Below are 23,080 nucleotides of genomic sequence, written 5' to 3'. Positions count from 1 at the left end.
CTTTCACCCTGACACCGTGAGGGCACGGTGAATGAGGTCGGTCAGCATGCCTCTGACCTCATCGCCTCGAAGAATGACGACCAGAAGGCCGGCGAAGCCGACCGCGGCCATGGTGGCTATGGCGTATTCGGCGGTGACCGAGCCGCTTTCGTCGGCGAGTGCCGCTGCGATAGCGCGCGCACGACTCGAGATCGGCAACGATGTGTGGAGTTTCATGAAGTGATGCTTTCTGTGTGGGTTGAGCATGGTGTGGTGACGCGAGCGGGGCCGAGAAGCTCGTGAGAGTGTCGCGGCCGAGCTGGAGTGGGGTGATCAGAGCGAAGTGAACGTCGAGGTCACCACCGAAATGAGCAGTGGGGCAACACCGAGCAGCATGAAAGCGGGAAGAACGCAGAGCGCCAGGGGCAGCATCAAACGCACAGAAAGACTGGCAGCGCGCTTTTGACTGGCGGTGAGCGCTTCGCGTCGGGCGTGAGCGCCCTCGGCGCGAAGAAGTTCTGCCGCCGGAACACCGGCGCGGCGAGCTAGGTCGATGACGGCATCCACTCTCACCTCGTCGCCCGGCTCTGTCATCTGATGCGCGACGAGCGCTGCACTGGTCGTGCTGCGAGCTCGCGACACCGAGGCTCCCCCTGCCATGGCAATAGCCATCAGTTCGACAGCCATACCCGCTGCGAAACGTCGGGGAAGGGCTGCCCTGATGAGCAGCGAGTTCCACCACCGCGAAACGAGCAGCATCGTCACGCCCGCGCCGACGCAGACCAGCCCGGGAACGGTGGTGAACAGCGTCGCGACCGTGTCGAAGCCCAGAAGCGTGCCGAAGATGAGCCCTACGAGCGGCAAGAAGGTCATCAGACGTGCGGTCGAGACGGGGGCCGCGAGCGCGACGTCGATGGAGCGCTGCACGTCGCCGAGCTCGAGAAGCGCGCGCGAGACGTCACGGAGACACCCGGCTAGAGGTGCGCCGCTCTCGGTCGCCACGAGCCACGCTGCCGCGATCACACTCCATGCCCGACGAGTTCGTGCATCACAAGCTCGAGCTGCTGACGCAATCGCCTGGTCGATGGGCGCACCCCGCTCTACCGCAGAAGCGACAGTGGCCACAGTCGCCGTGATAAGAGGTACCCCCGACGTGCGGCTGCCCTCGCCCAGGTAGGCCCACGCGCGAGCCGGCGCCACTCCGGCCTCGAGCATGACGGCGAGCCGGTGAACGGTGGCCGAGACGTCATCGATCTGCGACAGACGCTCACGCATGTCTGCCTCCGGCTGGGCGCCCGTTGTTCAGGTCGTAAGCAAACGCACCGATTGTCGACCCTCGCGGGTACGGCATCGTTCGGGCCGAATCACTTCGTGGCGGGCGACGGGCAACGCCTTCACGGGTCTCCAGTCGGCCGCGAGCATCCACTCTGAAATGCCCGACCTGGGTGAGACGACGGTGACCCGCCGATCGCTCGATGTGAAACACCGTTTGAATCGCGCTCACGGCCTGCCGAGCCGTCGCCTCGGGAGTGAGGCCGGCGAGAGCGCCCAGCGCTTCGAGTCGGGTAGACACATCGGCCAACGAATTGGCATGCAGAGTGCCTGCTCCGCCGTCGTGGCCGGTGTTCAGCGCCGAAAAGAGCTCGCGCACCTCTGGCCCGCGGCACTCGCCGAGCACCAGGCGATCGGGTCGCATTCGAAGGGCCTCGCGCAGAAGCCGTTGCAGCGAGATTTCGCCCGCGCCCTCGAGGTTGGCCTGCCGCGCCTCGAGAGAAACGAAATGTGAGTGTTCGACTCGCAACTCGGCCACATCTTCGATGGCCACTATGCGTTCGTCGGCGGGGGCCGCCGACAGGAGCGCCGAGAGCAGGGTCGTCTTTCCAGAACCTCCGGCGCCTGTGATGAGAATGTTCGAGCGAGCGTGAACTTCGGCCCTAACGAGATCGAGCGACGTGTCGCCGGCGAAGAACCCCCGGTCGTTGAGATCGTCGAGGCTCAGGCGGCCCACCGGGGGAATACGAATCGAGAGCAAGGTGCCGTGCGGTGCCGCGGGTGGCAACACAGCGTGCAGGCGAACGCCGTCATGCAGCCGAACATCGACGCAGGGGTTGGCCTCGTCGATGTGACGGCCACCGAGCGCGATGAGCCGCACGGCAAGCTGTCGTAATTCGGCCTCGCCCGGGCACGACCATGTTGAATCGCGAACCAAGCCCGCGCCACGGTCGAACCACAGATCGTTGGGCCCGTTGATGAAGAGGTCGGTGACCGCATGATCTCGCAGGTATGCGGCGAGCGGGCCGAAATCGGCGGCGCCGGCCCTCTCGAGTGGGAAAGGCGTCGCAGATGCAGTTCGAGTGCCTGCGCTCAGAGTGCGCTGAGCGACGAAAGGAGTGAGAGCGATCGATGTCATGCTGCGAGCGTAGAAACCGCAGACCGATGCGCGTGGGCCATCAGCGAGTTCTGGGGAGAACGCGCCATCGCCTCGGCCTGTGGAGAACGAGCGCACATCGAGCGGCGACGCCGAACAGAACAAGCGGCACTGAGGCGAATAGCTGCGGGTTAAATGAAGGGGGCGGCACCATTTGGGGGAAAAGGTGCCGCCGTAGCACCGCATGATTGGGGGGAATCAGAATTGCGGTGCATCCAAGCCAGAATCAGCTTGGTAAGTACGAGTTTACCTATCGGAAACATGGTCGCAAACCGTAACAGAGAATTCTCAGCAAGATGGCACCGGATGCCCGGGCTCGGGCCGTGAGTTCTGCACGCACATCGCTGCGGCGCTACGCGACCTCGTGCGGCAGAATGAAACAAAGCGAGCAGGCGTCACGCGGCGAACCCGCAAGCGCAGCGCACACGGAGCAAGGGAGCACCATGACGGGCAGCATCGACAACCTCCTGCACGAGACACGACGATTCGCGCCGAGTGAAGAATTTCAAGCGAATGCTGTTGCACACGCCGAGCTTTACGAACGGGCATCCGCTGACCGACCCGCCTTCTGGGGTGAGCAGGCACAAGCGCTACTGCACTGGCATACACCGTTCACCAAGACACTGAACTGGAGCAACCCGCCGTTCGCTCAGTGGTTCGAAGACGGCGAACTGAACGTGGCCTATAACTGCCTCGATCGGCATGTGGAAGCGGGCAATGGAGACCGAATCGCTCTCAATTGGGAGGGCGAACCCGGCGATAGCGCTACGTTCACCTACGCCGAGCTCACGGCAGACGTCAAGAAGGCCGCGAACGTGCTGCTCTCGCTCGGCATTGGCCAGGGCGATCGAGTGGCGATCTACCTGCCGATGATTCCCGAGGCCGTCATTTCGATGCTTGCCGTGGCGAGAATCGGGGCAGTTCATTCCGTGGTGTTCGGCGGTTTCAGCGCCGAAAGTCTGCGCGCACGAATCGACGATGCGAGCGCGAAGCTCGTCATCACGGCCGACGGAGGATGGCGAAAAGGCAAGGTCTCGGCGCTGAAGCCGGCCGTCGACGCCTCCCTCACAATCGGTGGCGACGAGAATCCCTCCACAGTCGAACATGTGCTCGTCGTGAAGCGCGGAAACAACGACATAGATTGGCACGAAGGCCGCGACCTCTGGTGGCACGAGCAGATCGCCGCAGCCGAAACTGAACACGAAGCCCAGCCGTTTCCGGCCGAGAACCCCCTTTTCATTCTCTACACCAGCGGAACGACCGGCAAACCGAAAGGAATTCTGCACACGAGCGGTGGTTACCTCACTCAAGCCGCGTTCACTCATCTGAACGTCTTCGACCTTCACCCAGAAACCGATGTCTACTGGTCGACGGCAGATGTCGGGTGGATCACCGGCCACACCTATGTGGTGTACGGCCCACTGGCGAACGGAGCCACCCAGGTCATCTACGAAGGCACCCCCGATTCGCCGCACACCGGGCGTTGGTGGGAGATCATCGAGAAGTACGGTGTGACGATTCTGTATGCGGCGCCCACCGCGATTCGAACCTTCATGAAGCTCGGGCGCCACATTCCCGACGCGTTCGACCTCACGAGTCTGCGATTGCTCGGTTCAGTCGGCGAGCCGATCAATCCCGAAGCGTGGATCTGGTACCGCGATGTCATCGGTGCCGCAAAGACTCCGGTGGTCGACACCTGGTGGCAGACCGAGACGGGCGGCATGATGATTTCGGCACTGCCGGGGGTCACCACGCTGAAGCCGGGGTCGGCGCAGGTGGCGCTGCCGGGCATCCACATCGAAGTGCTTGATGAGCAGGGAACGCCGGTCGGCAAGAATTCGGGCGGTCTCTTAGTGGTGTCTGAGCCCTGGCCGGCAATGCTGCGCGGCATTTGGGGCGACCCAGACCGCTTCGTCGAGACCTATTGGAGCACCTTCCCTGGAAAGTATTTCGCGGGTGATGGTGCGCGACTCGACCGCGACGGCGACTTCTGGTTGCTGGGGCGGGTCGACGACGTGATGAACGTCTCGGGGCACCGCCTCTCGACCGCCGAGATCGAGTCGTCGCTCGTGTCGCACCCGAAGGTCGCCGAAGCCGCGGTGGTCGGCGCGACCGATGAAACCACAGGGCAGGCGGTGGTGGCTTTTGTCATCGTGCGCTCTGAAGACGTCGGCGATGGCGCGGCGGCAGGCGCTGAGCCCGATGCCGCCGCCATCGACGCCCTCGCGAGCGAGCTTCGAGCTCACGTGGCGACGCAGATCGGTGCGATTGCCCGGCCGAAGAAAGTCTTCATCGTCGCCGAGCTGCCGAAGACCCGATCGGGCAAGATCATGCGGCGGCTGCTGCGAGACGTGGCCGAAGGCCGCGACGTCGGCGACACCACCACTCTGGCCGACACTCAGGTCATGAAGGTGATCAGCGGCACGGTCCGCTGATCAGCGGCACGGTCCGCCGATCAGCTCGGCGCGACTACTCGAACGAAACGATCAGCTCCACCTCGACCGGCGAGTCGAGAGGCAGAACTGCGACTCCTACTGCTGAACGCGCATGGATGCCCGCCGAACCGAACACGTCGACGAGAAACTCCGAGGCGCCGTTGATCACGCCGGGCTGGCCCGTGAACGCAGGGTCAGACGCGACGAACCCCGTCACTTTCACCACCTGCGTGACACGGTCGAGCGAGCCGATGACGCTCTGCACGGCCGCGAGCGCGTTGAGTGCCGCAATCTGCGCCATGGCCTTCGCATCGGAGGGCGACACGAGAGCGGCGCCCGAAGCGCCCGCTCCGGCGCCCAAAGCGCCCGCTCCGGCGCCCGAAGCCACATCCGAGGCGTCGCCGCCATCGCCCTCGGAGCTCTCGCCCACCTTGCCCGTCTGCCCCAGCAGTCCTCCGACGAACGGGAGTTGCCCCGCCGTGAACACCAGGTTTCCCGAGACGACCGCCGGCACGTAGGCGCCAGCCGGCGCCGATACCTCAGGCAGCGCAATGCCCAGCTCAGCCAGCCGCTCGGTGACCCTGCCGCTCACGCCGCGCCGCCCGACACACCAGCATCCGCAACGCCCGCACCGGCACCGGCGCCTGCACCCGAACCGCCCCCACTAGCCCCACCGGCGCCACCGCCCCCACCGTCGTTCCACGACCCCGCCGCCGCGGCAGCCGACGCAGCAGCAGCTGCCGGCTCGCTTCCCGCCAGCGGCCGCTTCAGATACGCCACCATGCCACCCTCGGGCCCCGTCACCACCTGCACCAGCTCCCAGCCGTCAGACCCCCAGTTGTTCAAAATGGCGGCCGTGTTGTGAATCATCAGGGGCGTGGTCAGGTATTCCCACTTACCACTAGTTGCTGGCAACGGCATCTCCTTTGGCTATTTATCAGCTTTGTGAATTAGGGTCATCATATGTCTGCCCCCAAACGTAAGGTTAGCGGTGCGGTCGGAGCCATCCTCGGGCTGGTGGGCATGAGCGTCATCGCTGGCGTCTTAGTCACAGCTATGGTCACTCCGGCTCTCGCCGTCACCGGCCTCGGAGCCAACAGCACCATCAGCGTGTTCGAGAACTTGCCGAGCTACATCAAGCCCGACGCGCTGAGCCAGACCTCGAGCGTTTACGGCAAGAACCAAGACGGCTCTGAGGTGCTACTGGCCTCGTTCTTCGAGCAGAACCGCCAAACCATCGGCTGGAACGACATCAGCCAGTACGTCAAAGACGCGTTGGTCGCCACGGAAGACCCTCGTTTCTATGTGCATGGCGGGGTGGATGTTCAGAGCACCACCCGCGCCCTGATCGGCAACTTCGTGTCGGGCGACATCCAATCCGGTGCCTCCACCATCTCGCAGCAGTACGTCAAGAACATCCTCGTTCAACGAGCCGAGGCCATCACCGACCCCGACCAGGAGAAGGCCGCCTATGCCGAGGCCACGGCGACGACATTCGATCGCAAGCTGAAAGAGATGAAGCTCGCCATCGGGCTCGAGAAGGAATACAGCAAAGACGACATTCTGCTCGGGTACCTGAACATCTCGCTCTTCGGCGGTCGGGTGTACGGCATTCAGGCCGCGTCTGAGTACTACTTCGGCGTCAGCGCGAAAGACCTCACCCTGCCTCAGGCAGCCAGCCTCGTCGCAACCGTGAACGAGCCCGAGGGTCTGCGCATCGACGACCCCGACAACATTCCGGCGAACCAAGCCCGGCGCGACAAAGACGTGCTCGCCTCCATGCTCAAAGAGCACGTCATCACCCAGCAGCAGCACGACGACGCCGTGGCCACACCCGTGACCCCGAACATCACTCCCCCGTCGACCGGCTGCCAGACCGCCATCGACGGCGCTGGCTTCTTCTGCGACTACGTCAAGAAGATCATCGAGCAAGACCCCGCGTTCGGTGACACAGCGGATGCCCGTGAGCACGCCCTCAACACCGGCGGCTACCACATCAGCACCACTCTCGACATGAATCTGCAGAAGTCTGCAGATGACACCGTCAAGTACTACATTCCCTACTCAGACCCTGATCTCGACCTCGGCGCGGTACTCGTCACCGTTGAGCCCGGCACCGGGCGCGTCACGAGCATGGCGCAGAACAAGAACTTCTCTGAAGACCCCGCTGCGCCCGCCGACGCCACCTCCATCAACTACTCCACCGACGTCGACTACGGCGGTTCGACGGGCTTCCAAGTCGGCTCGACGTACAAGTTGTTCACGCTCATCAACTGGCTGCAGACCGGTCACTCCCTCGGCGACATCGTGAACGGCTCGAACGGACAGAAGTTCAACCAGTCCACCTTCAGAAACTGCGAAGGCACCGGAGGCGGAACCTATTCACCCCAGAACGACGCCGGCGAGGCGGGCGGCAGAGCATCCGTTCTCACCCAGTTCGAGGAGTCGGTGAACAACGCCTTCATCGCCATGTCGCAACAGCTCGACGCCTGCGACATTCGCGACGTCGCCAAGTCGCTTGGCGTGCATCGCGCCGACAACGGGCCGCTGCAGACGAACATCACTGCAGTACTCGGCACGAACGAAATCGCGCCGCTGACGATGGCCGCCGCGTATGCCGGCGTCATCAACAAGGGCATGTTCTGCAGTCCGGTCGCAATCGACAGCATCACAGACGCTAGCGGCGCACCGGTCGACGTTCCCAAGTCGACCTGCACACAGGCGATCGACCCGAAGATCGCTGTCGCGGCAACGTACGCCATGCAAGGCGTCATTCAGAGCGGTACGGCAACCCCCGCCAACCCCTATGACGGCACCTCACACGCCGGCAAAACCGGCACGACAGACAACGAAGAGAGCGTCTGGCTCGTCGGTGGCACGACCAAGCTGGTCACGGCATCGTGGACGGGTAACGTCACCGGTCACGTTTCGATTCGGCACACCGCCATCGACGGCCCCGGCAGCGGCAATGTTTACAGCGGCCTCTCGCGCCTGTACATGTGGCGCGATTTCTATAAGAATACCGCTGATGCTTACGGCGGCGACGGCTTCCCGACCCCCGATCGCAACCTCACCAACGGCACCTCCGTCACCGTTCCCGACGTGTCGGGCTTGTCGATGGATGCCGCACAGTCGAAACTCAACAGCGCCGGCTTCAACCCCAGCGACGGCGGCGCAGTCGACTCTGACAAGCCTGCCGGCCAGGTTGCCCGCACCGATCCTCCGGGCGGCTCGAGCATCACCAAGGGCTCGAACATCACGGTGTACACCAGCAACGGAAAGCTCGTGAACCTGCCCGACACGACGGGTGACTCGATTTCGAGCGCCACGAGCGCCCTGAAGGGCTTCACGGTGACCACCGCCGTCAGCCCCGACCCGACCTGTAAACCAGACACGGTTGTCAGCCAGACACCCGGTGCCGGCTTGGTGAACCCGTCGACAACGCCCGTTAGCCTTGTCATATGCCCCAAGAAGTAGAACTCTGAGCGTGAGGCGCCACATCGACTCGCCGGTCACCACCGGTGCGGCCTCGCTTCAGGATGCACTGCAGCAGAACACGCGTAGCCAGGGGCCCTCGTTCTCACCCGTCGGCGCTGCGCTCACCGCCGTGGGCGTCGTCGCGGCTGCGGGCGTGGGCGCCTTCGCCTGGGGTTCGCTCGTCGAACGCCGGCTCTTCACCCTGCGACGCGTCAGCGCCCCCGTGCTGGCCAAGGGCGCCGAGCCCATCAGAGTGCTGCACATCTCCGATTTTCACCTCGCTCCGTGGCAGAACCAGAAGCAGGCCTGGATTCGTCAGCTCGCGAACCTCAAGCCCGACCTCATCGTCGACACCGGCGATAACCTCGGACACGTCGACAGTTACGACGCACTCGAATACGCGCTCGAACCGCTGCGGGGCATCCCTGGTGTCTTCGTCAACGGCTCGAACGACTACTGGGCTCCCGGGTTCAAGAACCCGCTGCGCTACTTCATGGGCCCGTCGAAGGCGCACCCCGAACCGGTCGCCCTCGACATCGAGCGCGAGCATGGCATTTTCGCCTCGCTCGGCTGGAAAGACCTGAACAACAAGGCCGCGTCGCTGGATGTTCGGGGCACCCACATCGAGCTTTTCGGCGTCAACGATCCCCACCGCCGCTACGACAAACTCGAACGTATTTCGGGCGCACTCGACGACCTTCGTGAAGAAGAGTCAGACGATGACAATGCGAACGAAAACAATACGGTCGCAGGTCGCAGCACCTTGACCATCGGAGTGGCCCACGCGCCCTACCAGCGCGTACTGAACTCGTTCGTGAATCACGGCGCCGAGGTCATTTTCGCCGGCCACACCCACGGCGGCCAGGTCTGTGTGCCCGGATTCGGCGCGCTCGTGACCAACTGCGATATTCCGCGCAAACAGGTCAAGGGCCTGAGCCTCTGGCGGCGCGGCCGGCGAGCGGCATACCTGAACGTGTCGGCGGGCCTCGGCACCTCCATCTACGCTCCCGTGCGCTTCGCCTGCCTGCCCGAGGCAACGCTGCTGACGCTGACGCCGGCCCACTAGGCCGCTGCGCCGCGCGCCGGCCAGACGCCTCAGGCTCCGGATGTTCGGAGCAACACCGCATCGCGTACCGCGGCACCCCATTCATCAGGTATTCTAGATAAGTTGTTCGGGCTGGTTCACCGGCTCGAAGATCGATCGGGGTATGGCGCAGCTTGGTAGCGCGCGTCGTTCGGGACGACGAGGTCGCAGGTTCAAATCCTGTTACCCCGACAGTAAAAGGGTCACCTTCGGGTGGCCCTTTTCGCGTTCGGTCACCTTCGCGGGGTTCTTCCCGGGCTAATGAGGCCACTACGGCGAATTGAGCCACCTATAACGGCCTCAAAAGGCCGCAGGAGGCTCACTTGTCGCCTGGGGAAAGCGAAACGGTCGCCGTTCGAGCGACCAAGCGGGGCAGGTGCAGCGGCGGGGCGGGTGCAGCGACGGGCGCACCTCAGCCTCACACGCCGAGGTGCGGGGCGGGGCAGGTGCAGCAGCGGGGCGGGTGCAGCGACGGGCGCACCTCAGCCTCACACGCCGAGGTGCGGCGCGCCGAGCATCCCGTCGCTCTCGTCGAGGTAGCACGCGCCGCAGAGTGATTCGTAGGTGACCGCGTCACCGTCGATGGCGACCTGAGCGCCGTCGAACACGAAGCGACCGTTGATGAGGCGCGCGTTGAAGATGGCCTTGCGGCCGCAGCGGCAGATGGTTTTCAGTTCTTCGAGGCTGTGCGCCACCTCGAGCAGCCGCGCGCTACCCGGAAAAGCTTCGGTGAGAAAGTCGGTACGAATTCCGTACGCCAAGACGGGCACCTCGTCGATGAGCGCGATACGTAGGGCGTCATCGACCTGCTCCCGGGTCAGAAACTGGGCCTCGTCGATGAGCAGGCAGCTCACCCCGTCGAGGGTGGCTCGCCGCCGCTCGAACTCCTGCCGCAGCGATGCACCGGGCTCGATCAGAAAGTCGACCTCACGCGACACTCCGAGGCGCGACACGATCTGGTGATCGCCGCGCGTGTCGGCCGCCGGTTTGGCGATCAGCACGCGATGACCGCGCTCTTCGTAGTTGTAGGCCGCCTGCAGCAGCGCCGTGCTTTTGCCGCTGTTCATCGCGCCATACCGAAAGTAGAGTTTTGCCACCGTATGAGCCTAAACGCTCTCAGAACAGGGTCGGCGGTTCGAGAGCGGATGCTCCCCCGCCCGCCCTCGTCGCGCCCCGCGAGCTCGGCCGTGGCGCACCGCGCTCACTCACCGTTGTCGCGGCCGGTTCACTCGGGGCCGACAATCGCTTCACGGATGCGCGCAACTCGGCCGAGGTCGGCGCAGACGCCACGATCGCGCCGTCGTCGAGCTGAAAGACCCGTTCGTCATCCATCTGAGGCAAGAACCCGAGAGCTTTCAGGCCAGGCGCAATGCCAGGCCGCCCACCCACACCAACACCCACACCAGCGTCGCCCGCGCGCGCCAGCGCACTCGACCGCACGCCACCCGTAGCGGGGTCTTCTTCGCCCCGCGTCAGCCGATGCCGCGCGATCAGCGGCTTGATGCGCGCCGACAGCCACTTTCGATACTCTTTCGGCGCATACGAGGTGGCCCCGAAATACATCTTTCGGTACGGCTCCACGAGCTCCGGATGCTCGCGCGCGAGCCACTGCATGAACCACGGCTTCACGCCCGGCCGCAAGTGCAGTGCCGTGTAGAGCACGCTCGTGGCACCGGCAGCCTTGATCTGCTCGAGCGCCGAATCGAGGTGCGTGGTGGTGTCGGTGAGGTAGGGAAGAATCGGCATCATGAAGACCGAGCAGTCGAGCCCGGCATCCCGAACCGCCGACACCGTGGCGAGTCGAGCTTTCGCGGTGGGAGTGCCGGGCTCGATCGACTGCTGAAGCTCGTCGTCGTACACCGCGATCGACATCGCCAAATCGACCGGCACGACTTCGGCCGCCGATGCCAGCAGCGCCAGGTCTCGGCGCAGCAGGGTGCCCTTGGTGAGAATGGAGAACGGCGTACCCGACGAAGCAAGCGCCTCGATGATTCCGGGCATCAGCTTGTACCGCCCCTCAGCGCGCTGGTAGGGGTCGGTATTCGTTCCGAGAGCTACCGGATGCTTCGCCCAAGACGGCTTTTTCACCTCACGTGCCAGCACCTCGGCCACGTTGACCTTCACAATGATCTGGCTGTCGAAGTCTTTGCCAGCGTCGAGGTCGAGGTACGTGTGCGTCGGGCGCGCGAAGCAGTACGTGCACGCGTGACTGCACCCGCGGTAGGGGTTGATGGTCCAGCCGAACGGCATCGAACTCTGCCCCGGAACCTTGTTCAGCGCCGACTTCGCCAGCACCTCGTGAAAAGTGATACCGGCGAACTCGGGCGTCTGCACCGAGCGTACGAGGTTGTTCAGCTGGGCGAGCCCGGGCAGGGCAGAAGCCGTTTCGACCCCGAGTTCTTGCCCACTCCACCGCATACCGACATTCGAACATATCTTCGAATCATCGTCAAGCCCGGCGCGCCGAAGCGACGGTGAAGTGGATGCCCGAAACCGCAGTTTAGAGACACCAAGCGTTCCACGCAGTGAGGGGTACCGACGCGGGGAACGCTTGGTGTCTACGCATACAGGGTGATTTCCATCGCAGTTAGAAACCAGAATCCCCGCACAATTGATCATTCGAAACCGATGTCAGATCGGATTGGAACTTTTTCACACTATTTTTCCGGATGCTCCGGCTCGTTTTTCGGCAGCGATTCCGTGGCTGCGACTGAGGGTGTGCCTGAGCGTCGCGAGAGCACCAGAATTACCACCACCCCAACGATCGCCAGCACCACAATTCCTCCGGCCACGCCGAGAATCACCCACGGGTCGACGCTCTCGCCCAAAGAGCCGTTCGCTCCCGATGACCCCGCTGCAGTACTCGGCAGCGCCGCCACTCCGGTCGATCCGATCGAACTGCCACAGGCCGGCCCGTTCGCAGAACCCGCTGACGGGCTGCTGTCTGCGGTCGCGCTCGCGCTGGCCCCTCCCGCCGACGGCGCCCCGCTAGCTCCCGTATCAGCGGGCACAGCACCAGCAGCGGCAGTCGCGCCGGCCGTCGCGTCAGCGCTCGCCCCAGCGGCAGGCGCATACGTGAAATCGATCGCATTCGACACCGGATGCCCGTCAGAAGACACGATCTGCCAGCTCACCTGATACTTTCCGGGTGCACCGAGTGTCACGGGGGCGGTTACCGTGCGACCCAGGATGGTCGGGCATCCGGTCTCGTAGTGAGTGCTCGCGCCGTCAGGCCCGGTCACCTCGAGCACGGCCGAAGCTCCGTCACCCGACAGGTCGAGCACGAGGTCGTTGAAGGTGAGCGAAACTGTGCTGAGCGGCTCAGTGATGGTCGAATTCACGGCCGGAGTGCTGTCGACGAGAAAGTCGTGCGCACTCGCGCTGGTCACCGGAACCAGCGCCAACACACCGGCGACGACACCGCCGAACAGCACAGAAACGACCTTGGCGCGCAGCCCGCGCGTCGGCGCGCCCGACCTACTCACCGTCAGACCCAGTCGACTTCTCCGGCCCTTCCGACCCGTTCAAACCGTCCGATCCGGCCGACCTGCCCGATCCGTCAGACCCGACCGATCCGGCCGACCTGCCCGATCCGTCAGACCCGACCGATCCGGCCGGCCTGCCCGATCCGTCAGACCCGACCGATCCAGCCGATCCAGCCGACCCAGCCGACCCGGCCGACGGCGCCGCCGCTGCGGCCACCGCCGGCCGACGCGTGCGCGTCACAGCCAGCACAGCCACCACGAGCGCGATCGCAGCGAGCGCAAGCCCCGCGATTCCTACGCTCAGCGCGACCACATCAGCGCTGCTCGGTGATGCGCTCGTCGAGGTGGTCGTGTCCGATCCACTGACCGCCGAGCCACCGCCCGACCCCGACCCAGCACCAGCACCGGGCGTTGCCGCCACGGTCGCGGTCGCGCCACCAGCACCCGCGGCAGCAGCATCCGGGTCCACGGGCGGAGCGTCGTTGATGTACAGCGTCGGTGCCGGATGCTCGGGCTCAACCCCTGAGGCCGGAGTCGCATCGACCCAGTCGACCACCGTGCCATCGGAGTACGTCTGGTGCACCGGAAACATCACGCTCCCGGTGTCGGGAACGGGCCCCGCCGACAGAACGAACTGCTGAAACTGCCCCGGCGCAATGGCCGAATTGGCGTCAGCAGTGAAGGTGATCTTGGTGGGTGCTTCGGTGATGGTTCCGTCGTCGGTGGTCACCGGGGTGGCGAGGGTCGACGTGATGACATCTGCCGACCATCCTGCAACCGGCTGATACGAAACACTGCCAAATGGAGTGTCAGTCGGCAGGTCTATCTCGAGTTTCACCGTACTTGCGGTGGCTGATTCGGTGGGCACCTTGAAGGTGAGCGTGCTGTAGCTGCCCGCCGACGCCTGGTTGGGGCTGACCGGCACGTGGGCGCTGGCCGCGAGCGGTGCCGCGGCGGCCAAGGCGAGGGCGAATGTTGCTGTGGTGACCGCGCGCGCGATCGTTTTTTTCTGCATGAAAGGGTTTCCGTCTCTCGACCGTGCAATCGCAGCGGTCGGTACAAGTGAACAGTTCTAAAGCAAGGAGAACTGCCACTGCGGCGGGCCACGGTGACGCAGGTGCCCAATGAGCACGATGAGGGCGGTGGGATGATCGGGGTCACGCCGCACGGCCGCAACCTCGAGCGCGCGGGCCCTCAGCGGCTCGACGAACGGAATTCGCACGAGGCGCAGCACGTGCATCCGCGCGCCCTCGTACAGGCCGAAAAACGCTTGCTGGCCCCGCCGCAGCGCCAGCACCGTGATCAGACCGGCTACGATGTGCGCCACCCACATGTAATCGCAGCCGGCAGCCATGGCGCCCGTGAGTGATGTCGCGGGCGGCGCGCCGCTCGACGAAAGCAGCTCGAACAGGCCGTTGCCCGTGCCGGTTGCGGCGCCGACGCCGTGGCTCATGCCAGGCATGCCGCTCATACCCGTGCCGGTGCCCAGGCCCATTCCGGGAATGCCACCGCCCATGCCCATGCCAGCCATGCCGCCGCTGCTGCCGCCGCTGCTTCCACCGCCAGGCAGAACAGCTTCGCCGCCACCTACGCCGCCGACCGCACCACCAGATGAGGCCCCAACACCCGCGCCCGCCCCCACCGAGAACAGCAAATGAAAGGCCAGTTGGCTGAAAGCCACGGCAATAGCCAGCCGAACCAGCGACAACGTCTTACCGGCGAGCGCAACGCACACCACTGCCGAAAACGCGAGTGCGAGCGCCACCCCCACCGTTCCGGGCGCCTCACCCCCGCCGACGACGTGCGAGAACCCGGCCACGAACACCGCAACGAACGCAGCAGTGAGTCCGCGCAGTACGCGCGCCCACCTGCTGCTCATGTTGCTCCTGCCGCCGTGCCTGACGTAGACGTTCGTCGCCCCCAGTCTACGTTTGCCACCGCCCCCGCCTTTCGCGCCCGCCTCCCCGCCCTCCCGCCCTCCCACGCTCCCGCGCCCCCGCCCTCCCGCGCTCCCACGCCCCACCCAGCCGCCCGCCTCCCCAGCCCCACCGGCCCACACTCAGCCACCCGCCCCCGAATGAGATACCCTCGCAGATTGTGTACGACTCCCTGCTGGCGCTCAACATCGTGCGCGGCCCCATCATCATCACCTTCGCCGTACTCAGTCTCGCCGCCGCGCTCTACCTCCTCCTTCGCCGCCCCACCCGCCGCTGGATCGTCACCGCAGCCTCCGGCCTCCTCGGCGGCGCAGCCGCGGGCGCCCTCACCCTCTACATCACGGTCACGGCTCTCAACCTCTTCGGAACGAAGCTCTCACCCCTCGTCATCACCACGATCATCCTCACCTTCGCCGGCGTCGGCCTGGCCCTCGTGAACCTCTGGAGTTCGCGGTGGTGGCGCAAACTCATCGCGGTCGCAGCCATCGCTGTGTTCATCGTCACCGGAACCCTCGGCGTCAACGCCATCTACGGCCTCAACAAGACGGTCGCCGCCTTCTTCGGCGTTACGAATGAAAAGCCGCTCGTGCTTCCGTTGCCCGCGGGTCAGGATGCGGCGGGCTCCCCCGCGCCCACCGACGCCGCGACCGGCCTGCCTACCGCAGGTGAGCTGGGCACCATCGACATTCCGCACTCTGAGTCAGGGTTCATCGCGCGCACAGGTCTCGCTTACGTTCCCCCTGCCGGGCTCGTCGCGAACCCGCCCGCACTGCCGGTCATCATCCAGTTGAACGGCCAGCCGGGCAGCCCAGGCCTCGACGACCCGCGTGTCATTCTCGATCGGCTCGCGAATGCCAACCACGGGCTCGCCCCCATCGTGATCAACCCCGACCAGCTCGGCGACGACAGCCGCGACCCGCTCTGCCTCGACACCGCTCGCGGAAACGTCGAGACCTACATCATGAAAGACGTCGTGCCGTGGGTGAAGTCGCACTTTCACGTGCTGCAAGACCCCGCCGACTGGAGCATCATGGGCTTCTCGAACGGCGGCATGTGCGCCGCCTACTTCGGAGCCAAATACCCCGAAACGTTCGGCAACTTCGTCGACATCTCAGGCGACGAGCACCAAGGTGTCGATGAGGCCGGCACCGTCGACAAGGTGTTCGGCGGCGACCAGGGCGCCTACGAATCCTTCTGGCCCGTGAATGTCATGGCACGCGAAACCTACCCCGACTCGAGCGCCGTCTTCGCCGTGGGGGCGGGGGATGATCAGGCCATACCCGGGGTGAAGAAGACCTTCGACGCGGCGGTGGCGGCGGGCATCCACTCGACCTACACCGAAATTGCCGGCAGCGCTCACGACAACACGGCCCTCGATGGCGGCCTCACCGCGGGCTACGCCCTCATCTTCGCCCGCACAGGCTGGGCGTAGCGCCCACACGGCCTCGCTGCCGCCCTCACCCGAGCCGGCGCCCCTCTCACCCGCGCCCGCCGCAGCGACCGCAGCGCGCTGAGGTTGCGCAAAAGCACCTGCACCACCCCCGGAAAGTGCTTTCGCGCAACGCCGAGCCTACGTCTGAATCGCTACGCCGGCTGCCCGCTCACAGCGCAAACCCAGGTCAGTGCGCGCACTTGATGGTTTTGCCGCCGACGAACACGCTACACGTGTTCGCTTTGGCGGAATTGAAGTGATCCAAATCGCCACCGGTGGGGTCGTCGCCATCTGGGCGAGCATATTCGTACCCGTCGCTGTCGTGGCTGACCTGCACGTAGTAGGGAACCATGTCAGCCGGCACGCCGTTGACGTAGGTGCCAGTATTGGTGCCGCCCCCGCCACCAGCGCCATGGCTGCAGCCCTGTCCACTGTCGCTGAGAACGCATTTGGGCGGTGGCACTGCTTGCGCGGTCTGAGCGGCCGCCATTGACAAGGTTCCGGCTACCGCCAGCGCGACAAGCCCCTGAAGCATCCGGCCTCTGATTGTTTTGATATTCATGGTGTTCCCTCGTTCAGGGTGAAGATCAGGCTTCACCTTCGATTGTCGAGAGGTCTTCTCTCTTCATAACGAGAGCCAGCGAAGGCACTTTCATTACGCGCAATTCACATTTTTCTGACATATGCTCAGCAGGGAAACGCAGCGAACTACACCACGCAGACGCCCTCAGAGCCCGCGCTCCCAGTCGAGCGGATACTCGTACAACCAGCTCTGGTCGCGCTCGCGCGGCGGCCGGGCGAGCATCCGGCGCAGAAACGCATCGCGTAGCGCACGCCCGAAACGCCCTGGAGTCTTGCCGCTGCCGTTGCGCTTGCCCTGCCGCACGATGCGGCTCACCCGCGGCCGCCGCACCGCCTCATACTGAGCGAACGCCTGCTCGATGCTGCCCGAATCGCGAAGCGCCAACGCCAGCACCGCCGCGTCTTCAATGGCCATCGACGCTCCCTGCCCCGACGACGGCGCCGCGGCATGAGCGGCGTCGCCTACAATGATCATGCGCGCACGACTCCACACCTTCACTTTCGCGAAATCGTGCGTGGGCCACGGTGCGAAAAGCTCGTCGCTGCTCCGGATGATCGTGGCCGCCGGCCCCGCATCACCCTCCACCAGCCGCAGTAGTCGCTCACGCCACTCGCCCGCACTGATCGCCGCTAGTTCGCCGCGCGCCGGCTCCCGCTTCATCGCCGGGTTGGCGAACCACCACACCCCGCCCTCCCCGTCGCTGAACCACGAGAAGAACATCTGCGTGCCGAACATCATGTGCATCACGCCCTCGTCTCCCCAGCGCACGGCCGCTGCCGATTGCGCCCGAGGCCCGGCGTCGGTGCCGCCGATCCGCGCAGCGTCACCGTCGCGCGCTGCCGCCCCGGCCGAAAGCGCCCGCGGGTGCACATACCCGCCCGCGTTCAGCAAGCCGAGGTACCGCGGCTTCACGGCGTGAGCGTCGATGATGCCGCGCACGCTCGAGTGCAGCCCATCTGCACCGATCAGCAGATCACCGCGGGCCGTCGACCTATCGTCGAAACGCGCCTCAACCCCGCCCTCTGGCGTGGAGTCGGCAGCCACAATTCGCTTCGAATACGAGATGCGGATGCCCAGTTCCTCCGCCCGCGCCCGAAGTGCCCCGTACAGCTCAGCCCGCTTCACCGTGCGCGTCGTCGTCGACGAAGCTGCACCTGCGATCACCGCTTCCGCACCGACACCCGCACCCCCTGCCGAACCACCTGCACCCGTGCTCGTCACCGACCCACTGGCACCCCGGCTGGCCGCGCCAATCGTCGAGCCCTCGACCGTGGCCACCCCCGGGCCGAGGGGAAACTCCGTGAGCGGCTTCGCATCGCTCACCATGAGCTGCATGCGAGGCGTGTCGATACCCGGCACACGCGCGATGTCGAGCCCGAGCATCCGGAGCGTTGCGATGCCGTTGACCGCGAGTGTCAGGAAGGCTCCTACTCCATCGGAGTGACTGCCTCGTGCCTCGAAGACCTCGCACTCGATGCCGGCCTTGTGCAGCGCAAGCGCCGTAGACATTCCGGCGACGCCGCCTCCGATGATCAGCGCTTTCATCGTCACTCCTTAACTAGTTATTTAATAACTAGTAATATCGTGAATACTCATCAGACGCAATCTAGACTTTGGTCATGCCTGTTTCGCCCGCACCACGTTCGCCGCTCGCGCTCGTGGTTCTCGGGCTTCTCGCCGAACGGCCGATGCACCCGTACCTGATGTTTCAGCTCATTCAGCAGCGCGAAAAGACCTCGATCGTGAACGTCTCGCAGCGCAACAGCCTGTACCAGGTCATCAATCGGCTCGTAAAGGCCGGGCTCGCCGCCCCCGACACGACCGAGCGCGAAGCGAACCGCCCCGAGCGCACCGTCTACCGCATCACCGACGACGGAACCGAAACAGTTCACCGCTGGCTGCGGGAGATGCTCGCGACCGACAACCCCGAGTTTCCGCAGTTCGCCGCGGCCCTGTCGATGCTCGCGCTGCTCTCACCCGACGACGCCCAAAAAGCGCTGACCGCACGGCTCGAGCAGCTCGACGCCAAGTTGCGAACCATCACGGGGTCACTGGCGTACGCAGCATCCATTGGCCTGCCGAGGCTCTTTCTGCTTGACGACGACTACCGCCTCACACTTCTGCGCGCCGAAATCGCCTGGGTGAAAGCTCAGGTGACCGCGCTTGCGGCGGGCGATCTCACGTGGTCGGCAGAATGGATCGCGAACGTAGCGGCCACCTTCGAGCCGCCCCCTGCCTAGCCGCACGAGCCCCAGCCGACCGCGGCCTGACGGCGCTCAGTGCGCCCCCGCACCCCCGAAACTCAAAATCGTGTTCAGCGCGAACACCACGATCAGCCCGTTGAAGAAGAAGCTCAGCACCGAATGCCACACCACCCGCCACCGCATGCGCGTGCTCTGCACCTCGATGTCTGAGGCCGCGAACGACGTTCCGAGCGTGTAGGAGAAGTACACGAACTCGATCACCCCCGGGTTCGGCGTCGACGGAAACCGCAGCGGCGGCACCTCGCTCACGAAGTACAGCTGCTGGTAGATCTGCACGAAACCCCAGTGCAGAAACCCCCACGACACCAGCATCGCCCACACCCCGACCACCGCGAACAGCGGCCCGTAGTCGGGGTCTGAGCGCAGCGTCAACAGCTGAAAGGCGGCGATAAGGCCCACCAGGCTGGCCGAGAAGGTTCCGATGAACGAAATCACCCGCGCCAGCAGGCTCAGTTCGAGGCGCGAAGGTCGCCCGGTGAAAGCCCGTTTGCGCCGGCTCACCACTCCCAACGCGATGAGCGCCGTCACGGCGTAAACGGTGCCGAGCCCGCACCACAGCACCAGCGCGGCAAGCGATGTCGCGGTGTCGTCGGTGACCACGAAGCTCAACCCGATCACCACCATGACCGCCTGCACCGCGATGCTCACCGCGTAGGTGGCGATGACCGCCCGCCGCCGCTCGTTCGGGTCGTCGGCTCGGGATGCTCGGGATGCTCGGCTCGCGCCCTCGGGTGTCGCTGCGGGCATCCGCTCACCGCCGCCAGGCGCAGCCGAACCGCCGCCGTCACTCAACGAACGCCTCCACTACAGCCCCCGCCAATGACCCGGCGGCAGCACTACCGCGAACGCACGCCCCACAATGTCGTTGCGCCCCACCATCTTCAAACAGTCAGACGTCGACGCCGTGGGGGGCCTGCCCCGGCACGCGTAGATCGAATCGTTCGAGTTCGACCGGTGATCGCCCATCACGAAATACTGCCCCGCCGGCACGGTGACCGTGGGGAAGCACCGCTGCGACTCCGGAACCGTCGTGCAGTCGAGCACCCCCGGCTCGTACGCGTAATCCTGGTAGATGTACGGCTCATCGAGCGGCACCCCGTCGACGCTCACCCGACCCTGCGAATCGCAGCACGACACCGTCTGCCCCGGCCCCGCGATCACCCGTTTCACGAGCGTATGGTCGAGCGACGGCCCCACGCCCACCACCCCGCCCAACCATTTCAGCGCATACGAGAACGGATTCGACGGCACAGGCGCCTGCTCGCCCCACAGATCAGACGCCGTGAACACCACCACATCGCCCGGCTTCGGGTTCGCGCCGAACTCGAACGAAACCCGATCCACCAGAATGCGGTCGCCGATCGCCAGCGTCTGCTGCATCGACCCCGACGGAACGTAATACAACTTCACCACAAACGCCTGCAGCAGCGCCAAAACCACGAACGCGGCAACCAGGTTGAACCAAAAACTCCCCGTGATGCGCCGGATGCCCGTGCGTCGCCCGCCCGAACGACCCCCTTTCGGCGCAGATGTCGCAGCCGCGTCCACGGCGCCGCCGACCCCTACCGCCTGACCCCGTTCGGTCGCTCCACTCGTGCGCGCATCCTGCGGCTCCCGAGACCCCGCGCCCGCTGCCGCGGCATCCGCGCCCGCTGCGCGACCGCCGACCCCGCCTGACTCTCCCGCACCACCAGCACCCGCACCCTCACTCATTTCGCACCAACCACTTTCAGCAACCCGATCTCCGTCAGCTCCTGAACCGCGGCCGCAACCAGCTCCCCCGCGTCGGCCCCACCGGGGCTTCCATGCACCTCGACCACCCGTCGAACCACCTCCGCCATCGTCAGAGCCGCCCCCGAAGTCTCCTCCACAATCGTCGGCGCGATCCCGCCCAGCACGCGCACAGTGGTGCCGCTCAGTACCACGAGCGCTTCCCCGTCACGAACGGCGTCGATGTACGACGCCTGCAGCCCTTCGACCCCGCCCCGAGCATCCACTTCGCCCGCACCTGTTGCCGTCGCACGGCCGCCCGACTCAGCGGCACCGACGTCATCCGCCACACCCGCACCCGCCCCGCGCGCCGCGGCCGCCGCGAACAACTTCGCGAACACCTCGGGCAGCGTCGCCGCCTCCCCATACGTCACCTGCTGCAGCCCTCCGCACGCGCCCAGCACCTCGACCAACCGTTGCAGCGGACGCTCCCGCTCGGGCAGATAACTGATCTGCGGAACCAGCTCCTCCACCGACTCCGCAACCCCCACCGGCCGCACGCTCGGCAACCGTTCGGCCTCGAACGAAGCCTGCCGGTCGAGCATCACCACGCCCACCAACCGCAACGGCACAGCCCCCGGCCGGTTCAACCCCAGCGCGGTCGGCGAAACCTGGTCTTTGAACGCCTCGGGCGGCGCGGGTTTCACCGACAGCGGCTTTCCGTACGCAATCACCTCGAGATCATCGCGCACCGCCAGCGTCTCATCGGTCACATAGTCGAACACCGACCCCAACGCGATAGACGCCGTGGTCTTGCCCCGCCCCGACGGACCGATGAACGCAATCACCGCCCCCGTCTCCGGGTCGGCCACCCCGCCGGCGTGAAACATCAGCAAATCGCCGCGCCGTTCATCAATCGCGAGTCGCGTGATCAACCCCGACAAATGGTCGGCGAGCGCTCGGTACGAGTGCGCCGTAATGCGCTGCTCGCGCGCGCCCGAACCCGGCTCGGCCGCCGCCACCCCGCGGTCGTCGCCTCGGGCCGCGCCGCGATCTCCGCCCGATGCACCCCGGCCACTTCGCCCATCGTCGACGGCGGCGCGGATGATCGTGGCCCCCCTGGGCACTGAGTCAGTCGAGCGTGCCCCACACCACTGCCACGCCTCGACGAACTGCCGGGCATCCGCTTCGCCCACGCCCTCGAGCGCCACGGCGAACTCGACCCCCAGCGCACTCAGCGTGACCCACGACCCCATGCCCCCAAACTACCGTGCCCGCGCCACCCCGCCGTTGCGAGCCCTCAAACGAGCGGCGCTAGCGAGAGCGGCACCCTCAAGGTCACACCCAGCCGGGTCGCACCCGAGCGGGCGGCACCCGCACCGGCGGCACTCGGCAAAGTCGCACCCAAGCGAGCGGCACCCAGCCGAGCGGCACTCGCTTTAGGGCTTTTGTGCTGGTCAGGCGGCGAATTAGCGTCGTAATACATCCGACTGGGTTTGACGCAGCGAAGCCAGCTCGAGGCCCATGTTCGCGCCACCGACACCGACGGAACCCATGACTCTGCGCACCCACAACCCTGCCCCCGAAGCATCCGCAGCACCCGCGAACACAGCCCCCGCCGCGAGCGCCTCGGCCAACCCGGGCCCCTCCAGCACCGACACCGGCACCCAAGCCCCACCACGCCGCATCCCCCGCCGCACCCTCATCACGGGCGCCGCCTGGTCGGTTCCGGTCATCGCCATCGCCGTCGCAGCCCCCGCGGCCGCCGCCTCTACCACCTCACCGCCCCCACCCCCTTCCACCTGGACCCCGGTCATCTGCGGCGGCCCCTCGAGCATCAACGGCCAGAACGACAACGGCCAATACCTCGTCGAGCAGCACGAACTCGTCATCACGTACCGCACCATCCCGCAGAACCAGATCGACGTGAACGTGCGCTTTCTCGACGGAACCAGCCACAACGTCCACTACGACTTCAAGAACTGGCCCCTGGCCCCCGGCTCGAACGTGCTCACCATCAACCTCGCCGGCTTCTCCCTCACCGGCCCCGCCTGGGTTCAGGTCGACACCTTCAACTCGCACTACTCCGACCCGGCCTGCCCCGCCCCCGCATCGAACAAGTAGCACCCGCGCTCGCACGCTGCGGTGAGTGGATGCCCGGCAGCACCCCCTCGCACCCACCCCTCCTGCGCGCCTTCGTCTGCTCCGACACCCCATTGGGGGCGTAGCGCCCCCCGGGTCACCCTGACTATGGTTATTTCGAGGG

20 protein-coding genes, 1 tRNA gene and 1 pseudogene are annotated in these 23,080 nt (G+C 65.7%); 7 read left to right on the top strand and 15 right to left on the bottom strand.

Annotation, left to right across the window (positions count from 1 at the left end; genetic code table 11):
* Positions 1-3 precede the first annotated feature (3 nt).
* The 3 genes from IEX24_RS01980 to IEX24_RS01970 form a co-directional block, all read right to left on the bottom strand.
* Positions 4-216, bottom strand: coding sequence for a DUF4244 domain-containing protein (locus tag IEX24_RS01980; RefSeq protein WP_188672857.1), 213 nt, complete (start codon positions 214-216; stop codon positions 4-6).
* A gap of 96 nt (positions 217-312) precedes the next feature.
* Positions 313-1,254 (bottom strand): type II secretion system F family protein, encoded by a 942-nt coding sequence (locus IEX24_RS01975; RefSeq protein WP_188672854.1) that lies wholly within the window; start codon positions 1,252-1,254, stop codon positions 313-315.
* On the bottom strand, positions 1,247-2,389 hold the full coding sequence (locus IEX24_RS01970; protein ID WP_188672846.1) for a TadA family conjugal transfer-associated ATPase: 1,143 nt from the start codon (positions 2,387-2,389) through the stop codon (positions 1,247-1,249). The genes IEX24_RS01975 and IEX24_RS01970 overlap by 8 nt, the downstream gene beginning before the upstream one ends.
* Before the next feature lie 461 nt (positions 2,390-2,850).
* Here IEX24_RS01970 and acs point away from each other — a divergent pair, with 461 nt between their 5' ends.
* The gene (gene acs, locus IEX24_RS01965; RefSeq protein WP_188672845.1) at positions 2,851-4,842 is read left to right on the top strand and encodes an acetate--CoA ligase; all 1,992 of its coding nucleotides are present in this window, start codon (positions 2,851-2,853) and stop codon (positions 4,840-4,842) included.
* A 34-nt stretch (positions 4,843-4,876) separates the two neighbouring features.
* Here the strand turns inward: acs and IEX24_RS01960 are convergent, their stop codons facing one another.
* The gene (locus IEX24_RS01960) at positions 4,877-5,434 is read right to left on the bottom strand and encodes a RidA family protein (protein WP_188672843.1); all 558 of its coding nucleotides are present in this window, start codon (positions 5,432-5,434) and stop codon (positions 4,877-4,879) included.
* On the bottom strand, positions 5,431-5,757 hold the full coding sequence (gene sp36, locus IEX24_RS19975; RefSeq protein ID WP_229715039.1) for a Sp36 family protein: 327 nt from the start codon (positions 5,755-5,757) through the stop codon (positions 5,431-5,433). Before sp36 ends, IEX24_RS01960 begins: the two co-directional genes overlap by 4 nt.
* A gap of 48 nt (positions 5,758-5,805) precedes the next feature.
* On the opposite strand from sp36, the gene IEX24_RS01950 reads away from it, so the two are divergent.
* From IEX24_RS01950 to IEX24_RS01940, 3 genes are all read left to right on the top strand, one after another.
* A complete protein-coding gene (locus IEX24_RS01950; RefSeq protein WP_188672840.1) occupies positions 5,806-8,319 on the top strand; it encodes a transglycosylase domain-containing protein in 2,514 nt (837 codons plus the stop codon).
* A gap of 67 nt (positions 8,320-8,386) precedes the next feature.
* Positions 8,387-9,385: a metallophosphoesterase gene (locus IEX24_RS01945; protein WP_188674205.1), complete on the top strand. Its 999-nt coding sequence runs from the start codon at positions 8,387-8,389 to the stop codon at positions 9,383-9,385.
* Between the two features lie 136 nt (positions 9,386-9,521).
* Positions 9,522-9,595 (top strand) — tRNA-Pro (locus tag IEX24_RS01940).
* 296 nt (positions 9,596-9,891) lie between these two features.
* Here IEX24_RS01940 and IEX24_RS01935 read toward each other — a convergent pair.
* The 5 genes and pseudogenes from IEX24_RS01935 to IEX24_RS01915 form a co-directional block, all read right to left on the bottom strand.
* Positions 9,892-10,500, bottom strand: a complete 609-nt coding sequence (locus tag IEX24_RS01935) for a thymidine kinase (RefSeq protein ID WP_188672829.1) — start codon at positions 10,498-10,500, stop codon at positions 9,892-9,894.
* Positions 10,501-10,810: 310 nt separating this feature from the next.
* Positions 10,811-11,821: pseudogene (locus tag IEX24_RS01930) on the bottom strand (Rv2578c family radical SAM protein); the annotation flags it as partial.
* A gap of 239 nt (positions 11,822-12,060) precedes the next feature.
* Positions 12,061-12,888 (bottom strand): copper resistance CopC family protein, encoded by an 828-nt coding sequence (locus IEX24_RS01925; RefSeq protein WP_229715038.1) that lies wholly within the window; start codon positions 12,886-12,888, stop codon positions 12,061-12,063.
* On the bottom strand, positions 12,881-13,903 hold the full coding sequence (locus IEX24_RS01920; RefSeq protein WP_229715037.1) for a YcnI family copper-binding membrane protein: 1,023 nt from the start codon (positions 13,901-13,903) through the stop codon (positions 12,881-12,883). Before IEX24_RS01920 ends, IEX24_RS01925 begins: the two co-directional genes overlap by 8 nt.
* 57 nt (positions 13,904-13,960) lie before the next feature.
* Positions 13,961-14,767 (bottom strand): hypothetical protein, encoded by an 807-nt coding sequence (locus IEX24_RS01915; protein WP_188672823.1) that lies wholly within the window; start codon positions 14,765-14,767, stop codon positions 13,961-13,963.
* A 218-nt stretch (positions 14,768-14,985) separates the two neighbouring features.
* On the opposite strand from IEX24_RS01915, the gene IEX24_RS01910 reads away from it, so the two are divergent.
* Complete coding sequence (locus IEX24_RS01910; RefSeq protein ID WP_188672820.1) at positions 14,986-16,257, top strand: alpha/beta hydrolase; 1,272 nt, start codon at positions 14,986-14,988, stop codon at positions 16,255-16,257.
* 187 nt (positions 16,258-16,444) lie between these two features.
* Here the strand turns inward: IEX24_RS01910 and IEX24_RS01905 are convergent, their stop codons facing one another.
* Positions 16,445-16,819: a hypothetical protein gene (locus tag IEX24_RS01905; protein WP_188672817.1), complete on the bottom strand. Its 375-nt coding sequence runs from the start codon at positions 16,817-16,819 to the stop codon at positions 16,445-16,447.
* A 165-nt stretch (positions 16,820-16,984) separates the two neighbouring features.
* Positions 16,985-18,385: an FAD-dependent monooxygenase gene (locus IEX24_RS01900; RefSeq protein ID WP_188672814.1), complete on the bottom strand. Its 1,401-nt coding sequence runs from the start codon at positions 18,383-18,385 to the stop codon at positions 16,985-16,987.
* 74 nt (positions 18,386-18,459) lie between these two features.
* On the opposite strand from IEX24_RS01900, the gene IEX24_RS01895 reads away from it, so the two are divergent.
* Positions 18,460-19,080, top strand: coding sequence for a PadR family transcriptional regulator (locus IEX24_RS01895; RefSeq protein ID WP_188672811.1), 621 nt, complete (start codon positions 18,460-18,462; stop codon positions 19,078-19,080).
* Positions 19,081-19,116: 36 nt separating this feature from the next.
* On the opposite strand, the gene IEX24_RS01890 is transcribed toward IEX24_RS01895, so the two are convergent.
* The 3 genes from IEX24_RS01890 to IEX24_RS01880 are packed head-to-tail and all read right to left on the bottom strand — an operon-like array spanning position 19,117 to position 22,070.
* Positions 19,117-19,896 (bottom strand): DUF1345 domain-containing protein, encoded by a 780-nt coding sequence (locus IEX24_RS01890; protein ID WP_188672808.1) that lies wholly within the window; start codon positions 19,894-19,896, stop codon positions 19,117-19,119.
* A gap of 12 nt (positions 19,897-19,908) precedes the next feature.
* Entirely contained in the window at positions 19,909-20,817 is a 909-nt protein-coding gene (lepB, locus tag IEX24_RS01885) for a signal peptidase I (protein WP_188672805.1), read from the bottom strand.
* Positions 20,814-22,070, bottom strand: a complete 1,257-nt coding sequence (locus IEX24_RS01880) for a hypothetical protein (protein ID WP_188672802.1) — start codon at positions 22,068-22,070, stop codon at positions 20,814-20,816. The genes lepB and IEX24_RS01880 overlap by 4 nt, the downstream gene beginning before the upstream one ends.
* 298 nt (positions 22,071-22,368) lie before the next feature.
* Between IEX24_RS01880 and IEX24_RS01875 the strand changes: the two genes are divergently transcribed.
* A complete protein-coding gene (locus tag IEX24_RS01875) occupies positions 22,369-22,938 on the top strand; it encodes a hypothetical protein (protein ID WP_188672799.1) in 570 nt (189 codons plus the stop codon).
* Positions 22,939-23,080: the final 142 nt, after the last annotated feature.

This window comes from Subtercola lobariae (assembly GCF_014640255.1).
GTDB classification, from domain to species: Bacteria; Actinomycetota; Actinomycetes; order Actinomycetales; family Microbacteriaceae; genus Subtercola; species Subtercola lobariae.
This window is presented reverse-complemented; position numbering and strand designations above follow the sequence as displayed.